This window comes from Rhodococcus sp. MS13, assembly GCF_013277835.1.
Classification (GTDB): domain Bacteria; phylum Actinomycetota; class Actinomycetes; order Mycobacteriales; family Mycobacteriaceae; genus Rhodococcus_F; species Rhodococcus_F erythropolis.
The window spans coordinates 480,529-496,233 of sequence record NZ_VBTL01000001.1; the positions used below are offsets into that span (position 1 = coordinate 480,529).

General features: G+C 61.4%; 13 protein-coding genes and 1 tRNA gene. 8 read left to right on the forward strand and 6 right to left on the reverse strand.

Features of this window, described 5'->3' with window-relative positions:
* Positions 1 to 44 precede the first annotated feature (44 nt).
* Positions 45 to 1,223: an acyl-CoA dehydrogenase family protein gene (locus FEZ59_RS02145; protein WP_020908243.1), complete on the reverse strand. Its 1,179-nt coding sequence runs from the start codon at positions 1,221 to 1,223 to the stop codon at positions 45 to 47.
* A gap of 95 nt (positions 1,224 to 1,318) precedes the next feature.
* Entirely contained in the window at positions 1,319 to 3,136 is a 1,818-nt protein-coding gene (locus tag FEZ59_RS02150; RefSeq protein WP_049940979.1) for an ABC transporter ATP-binding protein, read from the reverse strand.
* A 106-nt stretch (positions 3,137 to 3,242) separates the two neighbouring features.
* On the opposite strand from FEZ59_RS02150, the gene FEZ59_RS02155 reads away from it, so the two are divergent.
* On the forward strand, positions 3,243 to 3,701 hold the full coding sequence (locus FEZ59_RS02155; RefSeq protein ID WP_003945320.1) for a MarR family transcriptional regulator: 459 nt from the start codon (positions 3,243 to 3,245) through the stop codon (positions 3,699 to 3,701).
* A gap of 4 nt (positions 3,702 to 3,705) precedes the next feature.
* Here FEZ59_RS02155 and ssb read toward each other — a convergent pair whose 3' ends face one another.
* Together ssb and FEZ59_RS02165 are read right to left on the reverse strand one after the other, a co-directional pair.
* Entirely contained in the window at positions 3,706 to 4,119 is a 414-nt protein-coding gene (gene ssb / locus FEZ59_RS02160; RefSeq protein WP_007733347.1) for a single-stranded DNA-binding protein, read from the reverse strand.
* Positions 4,120 to 4,300: 181 nt separating this feature from the next.
* Positions 4,301 to 6,436: a cytochrome c oxidase assembly protein gene (locus FEZ59_RS02165; protein WP_042446115.1), complete on the reverse strand. Its 2,136-nt coding sequence runs from the start codon at positions 6,434 to 6,436 to the stop codon at positions 4,301 to 4,303.
* A gap of 97 nt (positions 6,437 to 6,533) precedes the next feature.
* On the opposite strand from FEZ59_RS02165, the gene FEZ59_RS02170 reads away from it, so the two are divergent.
* From FEZ59_RS02170 to FEZ59_RS02185, 4 genes are all read left to right on the forward strand, one after another.
* Positions 6,534 to 6,609 (forward strand) — tRNA-Arg (locus FEZ59_RS02170).
* A 118-nt stretch (positions 6,610 to 6,727) separates the two neighbouring features.
* A complete protein-coding gene (locus FEZ59_RS02175) occupies positions 6,728 to 6,886 on the forward strand; it encodes a hypothetical protein (RefSeq protein ID WP_172932165.1) in 159 nt (52 codons plus the stop codon).
* Positions 6,887 to 6,912: 26 nt separating this feature from the next.
* Positions 6,913 to 7,236 (forward strand): hypothetical protein, encoded by a 324-nt coding sequence (locus tag FEZ59_RS02180; protein ID WP_021344742.1) that lies wholly within the window; start codon positions 6,913 to 6,915, stop codon positions 7,234 to 7,236.
* A gap of 29 nt (positions 7,237 to 7,265) precedes the next feature.
* The gene (locus FEZ59_RS02185) at positions 7,266 to 7,997 is read left to right on the forward strand and encodes a DUF6226 family protein (RefSeq protein ID WP_021344743.1); all 732 of its coding nucleotides are present in this window, start codon (positions 7,266 to 7,268) and stop codon (positions 7,995 to 7,997) included.
* 26 nt (positions 7,998 to 8,023) lie between these two features.
* On the opposite strand, the gene FEZ59_RS02190 is transcribed toward FEZ59_RS02185, so the two are convergent.
* Positions 8,024 to 8,293, reverse strand: a complete 270-nt coding sequence (locus tag FEZ59_RS02190; protein WP_223257903.1) for a putative quinol monooxygenase — start codon at positions 8,291 to 8,293, stop codon at positions 8,024 to 8,026.
* 225 nt (positions 8,294 to 8,518) lie between these two features.
* Between FEZ59_RS02190 and FEZ59_RS02195 the strand changes: the two genes are divergently transcribed.
* Entirely contained in the window at positions 8,519 to 10,696 is a 2,178-nt protein-coding gene (locus tag FEZ59_RS02195) for a glutamine synthetase III (RefSeq protein WP_019749120.1), read from the forward strand.
* An 82-nt stretch (positions 10,697 to 10,778) separates the two neighbouring features.
* On the opposite strand, the gene FEZ59_RS02200 is transcribed toward FEZ59_RS02195, so the two are convergent.
* The gene (locus FEZ59_RS02200) at positions 10,779 to 12,113 is read right to left on the reverse strand and encodes a DUF4185 domain-containing protein (protein ID WP_029255687.1); all 1,335 of its coding nucleotides are present in this window, start codon (positions 12,111 to 12,113) and stop codon (positions 10,779 to 10,781) included.
* Between the two features lie 270 nt (positions 12,114 to 12,383).
* Between FEZ59_RS02200 and gdhA the strand changes: the two genes are divergently transcribed.
* Positions 12,384 to 13,727 carry an NADP-specific glutamate dehydrogenase gene (gene gdhA / locus FEZ59_RS02205; RefSeq protein ID WP_003945368.1) on the forward strand — a complete coding sequence of 448 codons (1,344 nt, stop codon included), beginning with the start codon at positions 12,384 to 12,386 and terminating at the stop codon, positions 13,725 to 13,727.
* A 486-nt stretch (positions 13,728 to 14,213) separates the two neighbouring features.
* Positions 14,214 to 15,473 (forward strand): helix-turn-helix domain-containing protein, encoded by a 1,260-nt coding sequence (locus FEZ59_RS02210; RefSeq protein ID WP_019749122.1) that lies wholly within the window; start codon positions 14,214 to 14,216, stop codon positions 15,471 to 15,473.
* Positions 15,474 to 15,705: the final 232 nt, after the last annotated feature.

Sequence of the window (15,705 nt, forward strand, 5' to 3'; positions counted from 1 at the left end):
ACGAAAACCGCGATGGGGACACCTCCAGGTGTCCCCAGGACGGCTCAGATCATTGCCCGGTGGATGCCCTTCGGCTCGCCACCGAGCTGCGAGAGCGTCGACGAATGGAAAATGGAACCAGGCACATGGATCGCGTGCGCGAGACCGGCATGAGCATCACGCCAGAACCGCTGCATCGGCGTGTTCAACTGCAACGCGCCACCACCGGAACGAGCAAAGATCTCGTCCACCGCCCGCACCGCCCGCCACGCCGCCGCAGTCTGCGTACGCCGACCGATCGCACGAAGCTCGAACGAAACTTCCTGCCCCTTCTCGGTCATGTCCCAGAAACGATCCACCGTCTCCAAGATCGCAGCCCGAGAAGCAGCAATCTCGGCCGCCGCCTCACCGATCGCGAACAACACGTACGGATCTTCCTTGATCGGAACACCACTGACCGTCACACGCTCACGCTGCGCCGCCATGTTGCACGCCAACGCACCCTCCGCGATACCGATCAACGACGAAGTGATCCCCAACGGGAAAATGCAGGAGAACGGGAACTTGTACAACGTCTCCGTACGGCCCGCTTCCTTCCACGCCGTCCCGTCGAAAACCTTTCCCGCATCAAGAGTCCGATACGTCGGCAGGAACGCATCCTTGACGATCAGATCCTTCGACCCCGTACCGCGCAGGCCCACGACATTCCAGCTGTCCTGGTCGATGTCGTAATCGGAGCGCGGCAACAACACGTGCAGAATCTTCGGCGGCATCAACGGCTTACCGGACTCGTCACCGACCATCGCGCCGATCATGATCCAGTCACAGTGATCGGTACCGGAGGAGAACGACCAGCGACCGTTGAGGATGTACCCACCCTCGACCGGCCTCGCCACGCCCATCGGCGCATACGGCGACGCCATCCACGTATCGGGATCGGTTCCCCACACCTCTTCCTGAGCCTTGCGGTCGAAGAACGCAAGCTCCCACGGATGAACACCGACGATGCCGCTGACCCAGCCCGTGGCACCATCCATCGCGCCGATAGCCATTGCCGTCTCGGCGAATTCACGCGGATGCGCCTCGAGGCCTCCGAATTCCTTCGGCTGCAACATCCGGATGACGCCGGCGTCGCGCAAACGCTTCGCGCTGCCGTCCGTCAAGCGCATCAGCTTGTCGCCCTCGACTCCGTCGGCGCGGATCTCGTCGGCGAACTGTGAGATGTTGTCCAGAACCTGACCCATGATCTTTCCGCCTCCACTGATAGTCGATCAACGACCACTAAAGTAGAACACGTTCTAGAAACTTGCGGAAGTGAAATGGCCGACATTTCTTACACTCACACGGTCTGCAGTTCCGACGGGAGTTCGACGGCGTCGCTACCCGAGGCCGCAAGCAACTGTGCGTATCGCCCACCTTGTTGCACAAGTTCGTCGTGGGTGCCCTTTTCCACAACCACGCCCTGGTCGAGGACCGCGATGAGATCCGCATCTCGAACCGTGGAGAGTCGGTGCGCTACAACAAGAGTGGTGCGTCCGACCATCAGCTCGTCGAGCGCGTCCTGCAGCGCACGTTCAGTGCGATTGTCCAAGGCGCTCGTCGCCTCGTCGAGGACCAGGATCGGCGGATTCCGCAGAACTGTGCGCGCGATCGCGATGCGCTGTTTCTCACCACCGGAGAATCGGTAGCCGCGCTCGCCGACCATCGTGTCGTACCCGTCGTCGAGACCGGAGATGAACTCGTGGATTTGCGCGATGCGCGCTGCTTGCTCGATCTCGGCGTCGGTGGCATCGGGTTTCGCGAACCGAAGGTTCTCACGAATCGTCGTATGGAAGAGGTACGTCTCCTGCGACACCACGCCCACCAGATCGGAGACCGTCGCCAGATCGAGGTCCCGCAGATCGATGTCGTCGATTCTCACCGATCCCGCAGTCGGGTCGTACAGACGTGCCGCCAAGTATCCGAGGGTGGTCTTGCCCGAACCTGTGGAGCCGACCAACGCCAAGGTTCCGCCGGCCGGGACCGTGAGGTCGATGTTGTCGAGAGTCTTGCTGTCGGTTCCTGGATACGAGAAGTCGACGTGGTCGAACCGAAGTTCGCCGGACATCTTGGTGCGGTCGAAGCTCTTCGACTCTTCCGGATCCGCAATGTCGATCGGCAGATCCAGGTACTCGAACACGCGACTGAACAGTGCCATCGAACTCTGCACCTCGACGCCCGTGTTGAGCAGCATCATGGTGGGGCGGAACAATTGGGTCTGCAGTGTGGTGAATGCGACGAGGGTGCCGACGGTGATGGTGTTGCCGTGATCGAGAGTGAAACCGGCGAACCAGTAGACCAGTGCGGGCATGGCTGCGAAGGTGATCGACATGGTCGCCATGCGCCACTTGCCGGCCATCATGGCCCGGAGTTCGACGTCCGCGACTTCCGCTGAGCGCTCGGTGAATCGATCCGTCAGAGCCGACTTCGCGCCGGTCGTCTTGCCGAGGAGAATGCCACTGACGGAGAGAGATTCCTCCACCTGGACCGACAGATCACTGAGTAGCTTCTGCCGCTTACCCGAGATCTTGCGGCGCTCGTCACCGATCTTGCGTGCGATACGGATGAACACCGGCAAGATCGCCAGCGAGAAGATGGCGAGTCGCCAATCCAGAAGGAACAGAGCAACAATGGTGGCTGCCACGGTCGTTGCATTCTGCGCGATGGACGTTGCCGTGTTGGTGACCACCGACTGCATACCGCCGATGTCGTTGGCAATGCGCGACTGAACTTCTCCGGTTCGGGTTCGAGCGAAGAATCCGAGCGACTGATTCTGCAGATGCGAGTAGACCCGCACACGCAGTTGGTGCATCAGTTTCTGGCCGATGCTGTTGGACATCCAAGTCTGCGCCACGCCGAGACAGCTCGTGATCACGGCAATGGCGATCATGCCGATGGCCAGAACGCTGACGAGTCCGAGGTTCTTGTCCGGGATCGCCTTGTCGAGCATTTCGCGTAGGAGCAGCGGACTGCCCAACGCCACGATCGCGCTGAGTGTGATGACCGCGGTGACGATGGCGATCTGAGTTCGATACGGCGCGAACAGTCCGAGTACGCGCTTTGCCGGTACGGAGTCCGCCGGAGTGATCTCGACAGCGGATCGTTCGATGTTTCGCATGTGATCTGGTTTCACGTTCTACCTCCTGGAGGCTTTCTCACCCTAGTTTCATATTGATGAGGTTACCTCACTATGAGGCTGACACCAACAACGCTAGACTGACGCCATGCATTCCCGAGAGCGCGAACTCACCGACGTAGTGATGTCCGTGGCACGGCTCATCCGCCGACGCCAAGTGGCAGCGCTGGAACCATTCGGTCTCTCGCCGTCGCAAAGCCGAGCGCTGCGAGTACTGACCCGAGTGGGCGAGCCGGTTCGACTCGGGTTTCTTGCCGAGCGATTGCGCATCGTTCCGCGGTCGGCGACCGACGTCGTGGATTCCCTCGAAGAGGCCGGATGGGTGCGCCGCACTCCCGATCCGAACGATCGGCGAGCTGTATTACTCGAGCTCACCGACGCCGGCGCTACCCTCGCTGCCGACGTCGCGAAAGCTCAACGACGCGAATCCTCGGATGTGTTCGACGACCTCGACGAGTCGGAGCGAGCAACTCTCACCGAACTTCTCGAGCGAGTGGACGCGGGGCACGACTCTCGGCCCCGCGACTGCCCGAAACCTTCGGTGTGAGTCCTCACGCAGCGACGGTGTCGACTGCGTCCTCGACATTCTCCGCCGACGTCGGCTTGCTCTGACGCTCGATCTTCGAGATGCAACGAGCAAGGTCCGCGCCTACCGCAGTCGCCCGTAGCTCGAGATCGGAACGAGGCACACCCTCTTTGGTCGTGTACTCGTTGGTGCGCAACTCCCCCGCCACCATGACCGGATCACCCTTCATGATGGATGCGCCGACGCCGGTGACCAACCGCCGCCAGCAGCTGACCGTGAGATAGAGGGTCGCTCCGTCCGTCCACTCTCCGGTCACCGCGTCTTTGCGACGCGTGTTGCTCGCCATCCGAAAGCTCAGCACCTCTTCGCCATTGGTTGTCTGCCGCTTCACCGGATTGGTGATGACGGTTCCGACAACCGTTGCATGCGTTTCGTACATGTCCGATCCCCCTTCGAACTCCAGAACCCGCCAACTGCCGCGGGGCCGATCACTGCGTCGGCAGTTTCGATTGTGGAACGGCAAACGCCTCGCTCGGGATTTCGATTTCCACCTGTGCATCGGCGGGACAGCTGTGGAGAAACAGCACTGCCCGAGCCAAACGGCCCGGGCAGTGTCGGAGCTAAGTGCTAGTGGAGGATTCGTCGGATTTCTTCTCGCTGGGTGTCTCGTCCGCAGAGTCCTCGCTTGCAGTCTCCGCGTCAGCAGCCTCACGCGGTTTCCACCCCTCGCGGTCCCGCCTGGCCAATTCGGCGAACATGGCGTTGTGAGCAGCGAGGTCGGCGTCGTGGTCACGCTCGGCCGCACGGTCCGTTCGGCGCGCGGTCCTTCCGTCACTGCGCGACCACTGAACCAGCAGCGCGAGCATGACCACCATGAGTGGGATCTCGCCGGTCGCCCACGCGATGCTGCCGCCCAGCTGCTGATCGCCGATCAGGTCGTTGTTCCAACCGAGTCCGAGCGAGCGGAAGTACGCGCCGCCCATGACGGCGGTAGTGCTCATCAATGCCACGCCGAAAAACGCGTGGAACGGAAGTGAGCCGAAGACCATCGCCAGCTTGGTCACCGGCTGCAATTGGCGTGGTGACGGGTCTATTCCGATCGCCACCCAGTAGAAGAGATAGCCGCTGAGGATGAAGTGCAGGTTCATCAGCAGGTGAGCGCTGTGCGAGTCGACGGTCGCGCCGTAGATTCCGCCGAGATACAGCGCGTAGAAACCGCCGACGAAGAGAACTGCCGCCACGATCGGGTGGGTGATGAATCGTGAGAACGGGCTGTGCAGCGCGGTCAGAATCCACTCGCGAATGCCTGGCACGCCGTCCTTGCCCGCCGGATCGAGCGCCCGCAGAGCCAAAGTGATCGGCGCACCCAGAACCAGCAGGACTGGGCCCAACATCGACAGCGCCATATGTGCGCCCATGTGAACGCTGAAGACTGCCGGCGCGTACTTGCCGACACCGGACGACGTGGCGATCAGGAGCACCGCGCAACCGCTCATCCAGGCGATGGTTCGGCCGACGGGCCAGGAGTCTCCACGCTTGGCCAGCTTGCGCAGGCCGATGCCGTACAGAATCGCCGCAGCAATTGCGGCGGTGCCGAACATGAGGTCGAATCGCCAGTCCGTCACGAACGCCATGAACGACGGCGGGTCCGGAAGGTTGTAACCGAGTTCGACCTCGGGGATCGAGGGAATCGACAGCGGCGGAGGCGGCGGGGTACGACCGAGGCCGATCGCGAGACCGATGGTCGCCGCCATCACGATGCCCTCGGCGCCGGCAAATCGAATCAGAGCAGAGCGACTCTTCGGGTTCTCCGCCAGTGCCGGCAGCGCCCGACTCCGCTGAGCCCAACCGAAGAACCCGAGGATGATCAGTGCAACTGTTTTGGCGACGATCAATCGTCCGTACGTCGTGGTGAACACGTCGTCGAGAGGCAGACGGACAATCGCATTGATGACGCCGCTGAATCCCATGACGACGAAGCAGATGGATGCGACCGTCGAAAAGCGTCGAGCCGCTACGTCGGTGTAATCGCCGCCGCGCCGCGCGTGTGCCAGTAGCGCGAACAAGCCGCCGGCCCAGAGCGAAGCCGCCACGAGGTGCAGGATCAGGCTGTTGGTAGCGATGTCATGCGAGCCGCCCGAAGACGAGTGACCGGTGAGAGCGAGCGGCATCAGTCCGAGAAGACCGACCAGCAGCAGGAGCGGAGTCCACCACCAGCGCAGTGTCAGTCGGGCCAGGATCGCCAGAACAACCGCGATGATCGCCGTCCAGCGCCAGGCGCCGGCGATCTCGACCTGATCGAGTCCCGACCAGAGGTTTGCCGGTTTGATCGCTTCGGCGAACGGCTGACCCGACGTGTCGGAGAGCGTCAGGGGCACCATCATGAACGAACAGATCGCCCACACGATCGCGGCGTGCGATGCAGTTCGGACTGCTCGATAGCCGTCGACGTCGAGGACGCCCGACTTCTGCGGCGGTACGAAGAACGCGGCCAGCAGCAGTGACCCGATCGCGATGACCGCGGCGATCTCCCCCAGTGCGCGCATCGCGGGGAGGCCGTATGTGGTGATCGGACCTGGATCCGGGATACCCAGAAGAGTCAGTGCCTGCGACGCGGAGAATCCCACCACGATGGCTGCGGTGAGCCCTGCGATGAGTCCACTGACCACGAATATCGCGGTCGAAGAAGCGGGTGCACCGCTGTGCTGTGTGGACTCCGGTGGGGAATCTGTCGGCGCGAGGTCGGGTGTAGCCATACCTCAAGGGTAGGACCTTCGCGAACCGACTACGACAACGCGTCGGAGTTGGGCGGCGCGCGTCACATCCCGAACCCTCGAGTATGATGTTCCACGCGCCTCCGTAGCTCAGGGGATAGAGCAAGAGCCTTCTAATCTCTTGGTCGCAGGTTCGAATCCTGCCGGGGGCACCACAAGATTTGATTCACGGATAGTCACACTGCGTGGACGAGCGGCCGCTGGGCAGAGCAGTCCGATACGGACCGAAACCTAGCCCACAAATTACGTGCCGTCCGCAGTAATCTGCCTCGCATGAAGAAGGCACTTCCGAAGACCCTGAAGTCACTCGCCCAGACCGTTGGAATCCTGGCACTCGCGATCGTCGTTGTATCCGTCGTCGAGCGGTTCACCGGCGCACACCAACCGACTACCGGTCCCGCCTCGTTGACCGGACCCGACCAATCGTTGTAGCCCTTCCCTTGTGACAGGGTCGACACATGACGTTCGAGGAACAGGACGAGTCGACATGTGAAAGCCGTCCGATCGCAGATGATGGGCCATTCACGCTGGAAGTCGATGGAGAAATCTTCACGGTGACGGTCCGCCCCGGGGAGCCGGGCGCGTCCGACTACGACTGGAAATCGGGGCCGAACGAGGGGTACGGGTTTTCCAGTTTTCACCGTGTTTCCTACTACAGTGTCCTCGACCGAGCGAACAGTCCATCGAACGAAATTCAGCCCGAAACTATCGATGAACACCGTGCGTCGATCCGCGACTTCCTCAGCAAGGTCAACCCGGAGACCGGATATATCGGAGACTGACCGTCAGAGTTGCCAGTAGCGTTGCCGTCATGATTACGGACCCGACGAGGCCGTGGTGGGAGACTTACAACAACAACGTCCTCTCCGCCCGCGAAAATGGCTGGAGCGAAGACGATTCCAGGCTCTCTCGCGAACTATGCGACCTACTCGATGACGTCGCTGCCGCGTTCGCCATCACGGGCGCGCAGACACCAGGGTGGCTGAGCCCATACAGCGGCGACGTCCAACCCCGCAAGGACTCGTACGAGCGTTGTACCGATCCGGAGAAGTTCCTGATCGTGGTGGCAAGAGCTCGAGCGTGGACAAAGGTCCTCGTCGATCGCGGCTGGGCACGAGAAGTACCGCCTGTGCGATGGGCGCTCCGTCCCTTGGAGTCCGGCGGGGCTGACACCGTTTTGGAGCCTTCGAGTGACGGTGCGGTTCCGCTCGTGCTGACCACGCACACTCCGGTCGACAGCGCCCACCCGTTCAATGTCACGATCGCCGCGGGCAACCCGGCTGTGGCGATGGCGTCCATTCCTGACTGTGCCTGCGACGGATGCGACAGGGGGGCCGCTGTACTGCTCGAAGAATTCGACACCTGGGTGTTGTCAGTGGTCGACGGTTCCCTCGAAGTCGACGTCACAGCCGCCTGTTATTCGATTCAAACTTCTTTTCACGGCGGAAGGCACGGGGTCCAGTACCTCGACGAACCCACAGCTTTCACTGCGGCACCGTGGCCCCCGAATTGGACGGCACGCTCGTTCGCGTCTACAAGATGAGCAGGCGCTGAGCCCTGATCCCGCCGCTACAGAACCTTCGTGAAGATCTGCGCCGGCGCTGCCGTCTCGAGCTTGTCCAGCGCCTCAACCAACCTGACGAAGTGCTCGGTATGAGTGTGGGCGTCGAGGTGCTCCTGCGATTCCCATTCCTCCGCCAACACGAGCTCGCAGGGATTGTCGGTGCGCTGCAGTAACTCGTAATTGATGCAGCCGACCTCTTTTCGGGTCTCGGTGACAAGTTCGTCATACAACCGAAGCACTTCCGCGAGATCGCCCTGCTCCACCGTTGTTGGCACCAACACCCTGATCACAAAGACTCTCCGATTCGACTGTCCTGCAATAGCCCGTCGGCTCGAAGTCTGCCGTAGACCTCCGACAGATCGACATTTCCGTTGTGACTCGAAGTTTGCGGACAGGCGCAATATCTACGAAACACCCCCGATACCGGAGGTTCGTAGGGTTTGCCGAAGTCGGGCTCGCAATCAGCAGCGCAGCCCTGGGCCCGGGCGAGGGGTAAGCACATGAGTGGAAATGCAGTTCGCTTGCAAGCGATCAAGGACGTCGAGGCCTACACACCTCCGGTGGTCAGTTTCACCACCGACGAGACACCCGGCGAGGTGTTCGGTGCCAACGTCTTCAACAAGGTGGTCATGCAGAAGCGACTGCCCAAGCTCGTCTACAAGTCGGTGATGGCGACGATCGAGCAAGGCAAACCGCTTGATCCCATGGTCGCCGATGCGGTCGCGTCGGCGATGAAGGACTGGGCGTTGGAGAAAGGCGCAACCCACTACGCCCACGTCTTCTATCCACTGACCGGGTTGACGGCCGAGAAGCACGACAGCTTCCTCGAGCCGGTCGGCGACGGCAGTGCACTGGCGGAGTTCGCCGGCAAGACCTTGATCCAAGGTGAACCCGACGCTTCGAGTTTCCCGAACGGCGGGCTGCGCAACACATTCGAGGCTCGCGGATACACCGGCTGGGATGTCACGAGCCCGGCCTACGTTCTCGAAAACCCCAACGGCAACACACTGTGTATCCCGACCGTGTTCGTTTCGATGACCGGCGAAGCGCTCGACCACAAGACTCCCCTGCTGCGTTCACAACAGGCAATGGGTTTCCACGCCGAAAGAATCCTGAAGTTGTTCGGCCACGACGACCCCGAGCACATCGTGTCGTTCTGCGGTCCCGAGCAGGAGTACTTCCTGATCGATCGACACTTCTTCCTCGCCCGCCCCGACCTCCTCAACGCCGGCCGAACACTCTTCGGCGCAAAGCCGCCCAAGGGCCAGGAGTTCGACGACCACTACTTCGGGGCGATCCCGGAACGTGTGCTCGGATTCATGATGGACACCGAGCGGGAACTGTTCAAACTCGGCATCCCCGCCAAGACACGGCACAACGAGGTTGCGCCCGGCCAGTTCGAAATCGCCCCGATGTTCGAGCGAGGCAACATCGCCGCTGACCACCAGCAGTTGCTGATGACCACCTTCAAAACCATCGCCAAGAAGCACGGCATGGAATGTCTGTTCCACGAGAAGCCGTTCGACGGTGTCAACGGCTCCGGCAAGCACGTCAACTTCTCGCTGGGCAACTCCGAACTCGGCAGTTTGCTTGTCCCCGGCGACAATCCGCATGACAACGCCCAGTTCCTCGTATTCTGCGCCGCAGTCATCCGGGCCGTCCACAAATACGCCGGCCTCCTGCGCGCGTCGGTCGCATCGGCAACCAACGATCACCGTCTCGGTGCCAACGAGGCTCCCCCGGCAATCATCTCGATCTTCCTCGGCGATCAACTGGCCGACGTCTTCGAGCAGATCGCCAAGGGCGCGGCAACATCGTCGAAGGACAAGGGCACCATGATGATCGGAGCCGACACCCTTCCCGTCCTGCCGACCGATCCGGGCGACCGCAACCGCACGAGCCCATTTGCCTTCACCGGCAACCGTTTCGAGTTCCGCGCACCAGGATCGCTGCAAACAGTCAACGGCCCGATGGTCACCATCAACACGATCATGGCCGAGGCCTTGGACTACATGGCCACCGAACTGGAGGCCGCGGTCGCCGACGGCGCCGATTTCGACACCGCCGTCCAGAATCTGCTCACCGAGATCATCACCAACCACGGTGCGGTTGTCTTCAACGGCGACGGCTACTCGGAGAACTGGCAGATCGAGGCCGAGTCTCGCGGCCTGCCGAACCTTCGCACGACGTTGGACGCCCTTCCTGAACTGATCACCGAGTCCTCGATGGAACTCTTCGAGAAGTACAAGGTCTTCAACCACCGAGAGATGCACAGTCGCTACGAGGTCGGACTCGAACAGTACGCACTGAGCATCGGCGTCGAGGCACGCCTGGCCGCCGAAATCGGTACGACGCTGATCCTTCCGGCTGCAGTGCGCCACCAGACGGAAGTTGCGCAGAACTTCGTCGCACTGAAGTCCGCCGGCCTCGAACCGGATTCAGCTCCGCTCGAAGAAGTGTCGGCGCCCGTTGCGGCTCTGCGCACAGCGCTCGCGGCCCTGCGCGCAGCAATCGACACCGACGCCGGCGAGTCGCCATTCGATCAGGCCAAGCACGCACAGGACGCACTCCTGCCCGCCATGGCAGAGGTACGTGCAGCGGCCGACTTCCTCGAAACCATCGTCGCCGACGATCACTGGCCACTCCCGACGTATCAGGAAATGCTCTTCATTCTCTGAGCATCACCGAAATCAACGCTCACAAAACTGTGGCCTGCAACTCGATCGAGTTGCAGGCCACAGTTGTCGAATCTTGCTCGGGCTAGCGGTCTTCCGGCATCGTGACTTCGAGGACGCGAGCCTCACCGGTGGTCGCGGGGTCAGGACGATCGCGCGAATCCGATGACGCCATCTGGAGTCCGTTCAAATCGGTCCGCATGTAGATGACGTTGTAACGGTCCCACGTGGTGGCGACGAATTCGAGGAACTGTCCGCTCGCCCACGGGTGCATGAATCCGCCGTACAACGCGGGCAACGTGATTCCACTCAACAGGGTCTGCGTACCACTCCACGGGCCTTGCGGTTGGTCGGCCTGACGGATCACCAGGTTGCCCTCGGCACTGGTGTACATGGCAACGTACTTGTTCAGGTAGTCGTTCCACTGCACGGCAAGTTCACTGACCGGTGCCTTGATGACCTGAACGGCATCGGTATCTCGCGGACTCCAACCGGAGCCGTCCCAGTATTCGTAGGCGCCGAGGTTTCTGATGTCGGCGCCGGCCACTCGCGCCAGGACCGCCTTACCGAAACGACCTGAGGGAGTTCCGTATTCGTACAGGTAACCATCGCGTCCGTCGAGGAAGGCGCTCTGCTGGAAGTTGGAATTGATCGGTGATACCGCCGGAATCCCCGGGATACCGAGTCCTTCTGTGTTCGCGCGAACCGTCGCCGGATCGAGCTCCCAGTTCTCGCCGTTGTCCGTGGAGAAAGCCAGAGCCGAGTAGTTGGTGGTCCAGGCTCCGGGTTCGTCCCACGACCGAACGGACATGAATCTGATGTACTGCACACCACCGTAAGAGATTCCAGCGGTCGGGATGGTGGTGAACTCGCCCGGAATGCCGAATCCCGGAATGATCTCCTTGGAATGATTGGGGCCGTCCAAAGGAGAACTGTCGATCTTCATGCCGTCGGCGATGGCGGTGTCGTTGCTGCGGAACAACACGTTGCTGCGCCAGTCGTCACCCGGGGTGTCGCAGTCGCCAACCGTATCGCCGAATGCCATCAGAACGTCGTGATCCGGCCCCGAAAGACCGTTGTCCCACATGATTCCGAGGTCGGTTCCCGACACGTTGAACCGCTCGATCGTGTTGTTGGGACTGCCTGGGCCAGTGACCATTTCGATCGCTTTGGTGCGGCCGGTCAGCACCGGCAGAGCACCGTTGGGCGCGCCGGTGATCCAGGGCAACGCGTTGGCGAGGGAGCCGGTACCGGCGGAACCACTGCCAAGTGATCCGGTCAGCGAACCGAGCGAACCCGTCATCGATCCGGCGGAACCACTTCCTCCCGACCCACACGGTCCGCCGATCGCCGACGCAGACGGTGCTGCGGCAATCGTCGCGGCAATCGTGACGACGCCTATCGACAACATCGCCGACATGGAGTGTTTATTACGCACGTGCAGCCCCTCTGATCATTTCGACTCCCGTTCGGACCACAGGCACAGTGATCCCCGACCGCAGAAGCAAACCATTTGGACTGTGTTAAGAGAGTGAAAGCTGAGCAAATTGTTATAAATCGCCCGTTCAACTGACACAAGTGACAGCTGTGTCCGATTTCACCTTCACAGGACAGTTGTCCGATACAGCAATAAAGGCGCCTAGTATGTAACGGAAATGTAAAAGAGTTCTCACAACGAGGTAGGTGAGCGGTGTCCGTACGTGACCGCGTAGCGCAGATTTACGATCAGGTTTTGGTTCGCAATGCAGGAGAGCCCGAGTTCCATCAGGCCGCCGCAGAGGTCTTCGAGTCTCTTCACGTAGTGCTCGAACGCCACCCCCGCTACGCCGACGCCGGACTCATCGAGCGGCTTTGCGAGCCGGAACGCCAGATCATCTTCCGCGTGCCGTGGACCGACGACCAGGGCAACGTTCACGTCAACCGTGGCTTCCGCGTGCAGTACAACAGTGCACTCGGCCCCTACAAGGGCGGCCTGCGCTTCCACCCCAGCGTCAACCTGGGCATCGTGAAGTTCCTCGGCTTCGAGCAGATCTTCAAGAACTCACTCACCGGCCTGCCCATCGGCGGCGGCAAGGGTGGCTCGGACTTCGATCCCAAGGGCCGCTCCGACGCAGAGGTCATGCGCTTCTGTCAGTCCTTCATGACCGAACTGCAGCGTCACATCGGTGAATACACCGACGTTCCGGCCGGCGACATCGGCGTCGGCGGTCGCGAGATCGGCTACCTGTTCGGTCAGTACAAGCGGCTGACCAACACGTACGAGTCGGGCGTCCTCACCGGCAAGGGCATCACCTGGGGCGGATCGCAGGTTCGCACCGAGGCCACCGGCTACGGCGTCGCGTACTTCGTCGCCGAAATGCTCAAGGCAAAGGGTGAAGGCCTCGAAGGCAAGAACGTCGTGATCTCCGGATCCGGCAATGTCGCCATCTACGCAATCCAGAAGATCCACCAGCTCGGCGGCGTCGCGATCGCCTGCTCGGATTCCTCGGGATACATCGTGGACAAGAAGGGCATCGATCTCGACCTCCTCAAGGAGATCAAGGAAGTTCGCCGCGGCCGCATCAGCGAGTACGCCGACGCAGTTCCGCATGCCGAGTTCATCGCCGATGGTTCCATCTGGGACGTGCCGTGCGACGTCGCACTCCCCTGCGCGACTCAGAACGAGCTCGACGAAGATGCCGCAAAGACCTTGATCGCCAACGGCGTTCAGGCCGTTGCCGAAGGCGCGAACATGCCCACCACCCCCGGCGGCATCCAGCTCTTCCGTGACGCGAACGTAGCCTTCGCGCCCGGCAAGGCGGCCAACGCCGGTGGCGTCGCAACCTCCGCCCTCGAAATGCAGCAGAATGCTTCGCGTGATTCCTGGAGCTTCGAGTACACCGACGAGCGTCTCGCCGGAATCATGCGCGGCATTCACAAGCGCACCATCAACACCGCTGCCGAGTACGGAAAGCCGGGCGACTACGTGCACGGCGCGAACATTGCCGGCTTCGTGAAGGTGGCCGACGCCATGATTTCGCTGGGCGTCATCTAGAGATTTCCGCAATACAGACAGCAGTACAAAAAGGGGTGATTTCACCCTGAACCGGTTCCCGTACATCGGACTGGTCGAATCAATACCTAGGCCTCGAGGGCCCTGGGTCCGCGAGGACCCAGGGCCCTCGAGCTTGATCTGAGCAAATCGCCCGCGACGAGCACCGTGGGCGCCGGCAATGATCCCAGACGGAACTCGTGGTGTCCTCCGAATCCGTTTTCCGCTCTGACGTCGAAAAACACCGTAAGTGGACGATTGTTTAGGTCCGCAGCGCGTGGGGCATATGGACTTATCTTCACATTTGTCCATTTCACAGTTGGACGATCGTTCATGTGGTAGAAATCACAACGCCTGGCGCAATTCGATCCGCAAATTTCAGCGGCGAGTATGTCCCCGAACAAGGCCTCAGCGTGTACCCCGCTTCGTAACGCGCCGAGCCTCCGGGTGCCTGTGCCAGGCGACGCACCTGTCTAGAGGAGGCCACCCATGTCCCCAGCGCTGCTGAACAACCCGGGACCGCTCATGTTGGGAGGCAAGCCCGCCTCCACAGCGGTCAACGACGTCATCCCACTGGCAAGCGATCTCGTAGATCACCTGTCCCGTGCCAACCCGACGTTGACTTCCCTCCAAACGGAGGCAGTTCGTCGGGAACTGATTGCGGTGATCGTGCAGGGGCTCCAAGTGGGGATCCAGCTGCTGGATCACCGCAAACTTCCCACCGACCAAGAGTTGGACGGCATTCACACGATGACCGTCCAACAAGCATTGAAAGGCGTGCCACTCAGCGCGATCCTCAACTTGACCAACGAGGGCATCAGCACTTTTCGCACCCTCATCCTCAGCCGGGCCGACGCCGAGGACTCCGCCAATCTCGGGGATCTCAACGAGTTCTTGTTCGCACTCGCGCAGCGGCTTCACTCGTTCATCTCGATCAGCTATCTCTCGGCTCTTCCAGCCGGTTCCCAACTCGGGGAATACTCCGCCGGCGCTCTCGTGAAAGCCATGCTGGACGGCGACGATCCCACCCAGCTTGCGTTGCAGATGGGCGTTGAACTCGCACCCCGCTATCTCGTCCTGCGGCTCCTGGTGAACCTGCCGCCCATCCGCCCGGGAGCACGCAACGGCAACCACCAGCGCATACAGGCCTACCGTGACCTCTCCGTCGCTCAATCGAAAATCGCGGCCCACTTCGGGTCGGCGCTGCTCGAAGCTCCTGCACCGCAACGTGGCCTGGTCCTGATCGAGGGCACACCCGACTGGGGAACAGTGTGCGAGGTCATCCAACGTGCACGCGCAACGGTCGGGGTGGAGATCACAGCAATCGCCGAGAACGCCGCGGTACGAGATATCGCCGCCGCTCAAGCAACCACTCACGAATTGGCGCAACTCGTGCGGCGCCTGCGACTGCCGGCGCGGTCGTACCGAATGGAAGACCTCGCGCTCGAGTATCAACTCACTCGGGGTGGCGCAGGCCGCGACAGCTTGATCAATCTTCTAAGGCCACTCGACGGCAATCCGGAACTGCTGCAGACATTGTCCATACATCTCGCCAACGGCCAGCATCGTCAGCGCACCGCGTCGGCGCTCGGCCTGCACACCAACACCGTCGACAATCGAATCAAGCGCATCGCAACCCTGACCGGATTGGATCCGGCCCTGCCCTCTGAACTGCTCAAACTGCGCGCTGCCATGATCTCTCTGACTTTCGCAAGCACTGATGTGGACAATCGTCCAGCGAAAATGTGAACACTCACATCCTCGCTATTAGCTGTCCACGTGTGGCGCCTGGACCCCACTTTTCCGCTCCGAACCGGGCTATAAAAGTGTGGTGCGAATCACCGCGCAAACCAGTAACAATTAAGGGGAAACACATGATCAACGGCCAGGATAACGCTCTCCTCGGTGCCTTCTTCGACACCATCCTGCAGCTCTTCAACGCGGGCAGCACCGGCACGGGCTCGACGGATGGCGGCGGCGT

Excerpts from the sequence above, each read along its gene's own strand:
- FEZ59_RS02145 (WP_020908243.1), bottom strand. The coding sequence starts at position 1,223 with ATGGGTCAGGTTCTGGACAACATCTCACAGTTCGCCGACGAGATCCGC.
- FEZ59_RS02150 (WP_049940979.1), bottom strand. The coding sequence starts at position 3,136 with ATGCGAAACATCGAACGATCCGCTGTCGAGATCACTCCGGCGGACTCC.
- FEZ59_RS02155 (WP_003945320.1), top strand. The coding sequence starts at position 3,243 with ATGCATTCCCGAGAGCGCGAACTCACCGACGTAGTGATGTCCGTGGCA.
- ssb (WP_007733347.1), bottom strand. The coding sequence starts at position 4,119 with ATGTACGAAACGCATGCAACGGTTGTCGGAACCGTCATCACCAATCCG.
- FEZ59_RS02165 (WP_042446115.1), bottom strand. The coding sequence starts at position 6,436 with ATGGCTACACCCGACCTCGCGCCGACAGATTCCCCACCGGAGTCCACA.
- FEZ59_RS02175 (WP_172932165.1), top strand. The coding sequence starts at position 6,728 with ATGAAGAAGGCACTTCCGAAGACCCTGAAGTCACTCGCCCAGACCGTT.
- FEZ59_RS02180 (WP_021344742.1), top strand. The coding sequence starts at position 6,913 with ATGACGTTCGAGGAACAGGACGAGTCGACATGTGAAAGCCGTCCGATC.
- FEZ59_RS02185 (WP_021344743.1), top strand. The coding sequence starts at position 7,266 with ATGATTACGGACCCGACGAGGCCGTGGTGGGAGACTTACAACAACAAC.
- FEZ59_RS02195 (WP_019749120.1), top strand. The coding sequence starts at position 8,519 with ATGAGTGGAAATGCAGTTCGCTTGCAAGCGATCAAGGACGTCGAGGCC.
- FEZ59_RS02200 (WP_029255687.1), bottom strand. The coding sequence starts at position 12,113 with ATGTCGGCGATGTTGTCGATAGGCGTCGTCACGATTGCCGCGACGATT.
- FEZ59_RS02210 (WP_019749122.1), top strand. The coding sequence starts at position 14,214 with ATGTCCCCAGCGCTGCTGAACAACCCGGGACCGCTCATGTTGGGAGGC.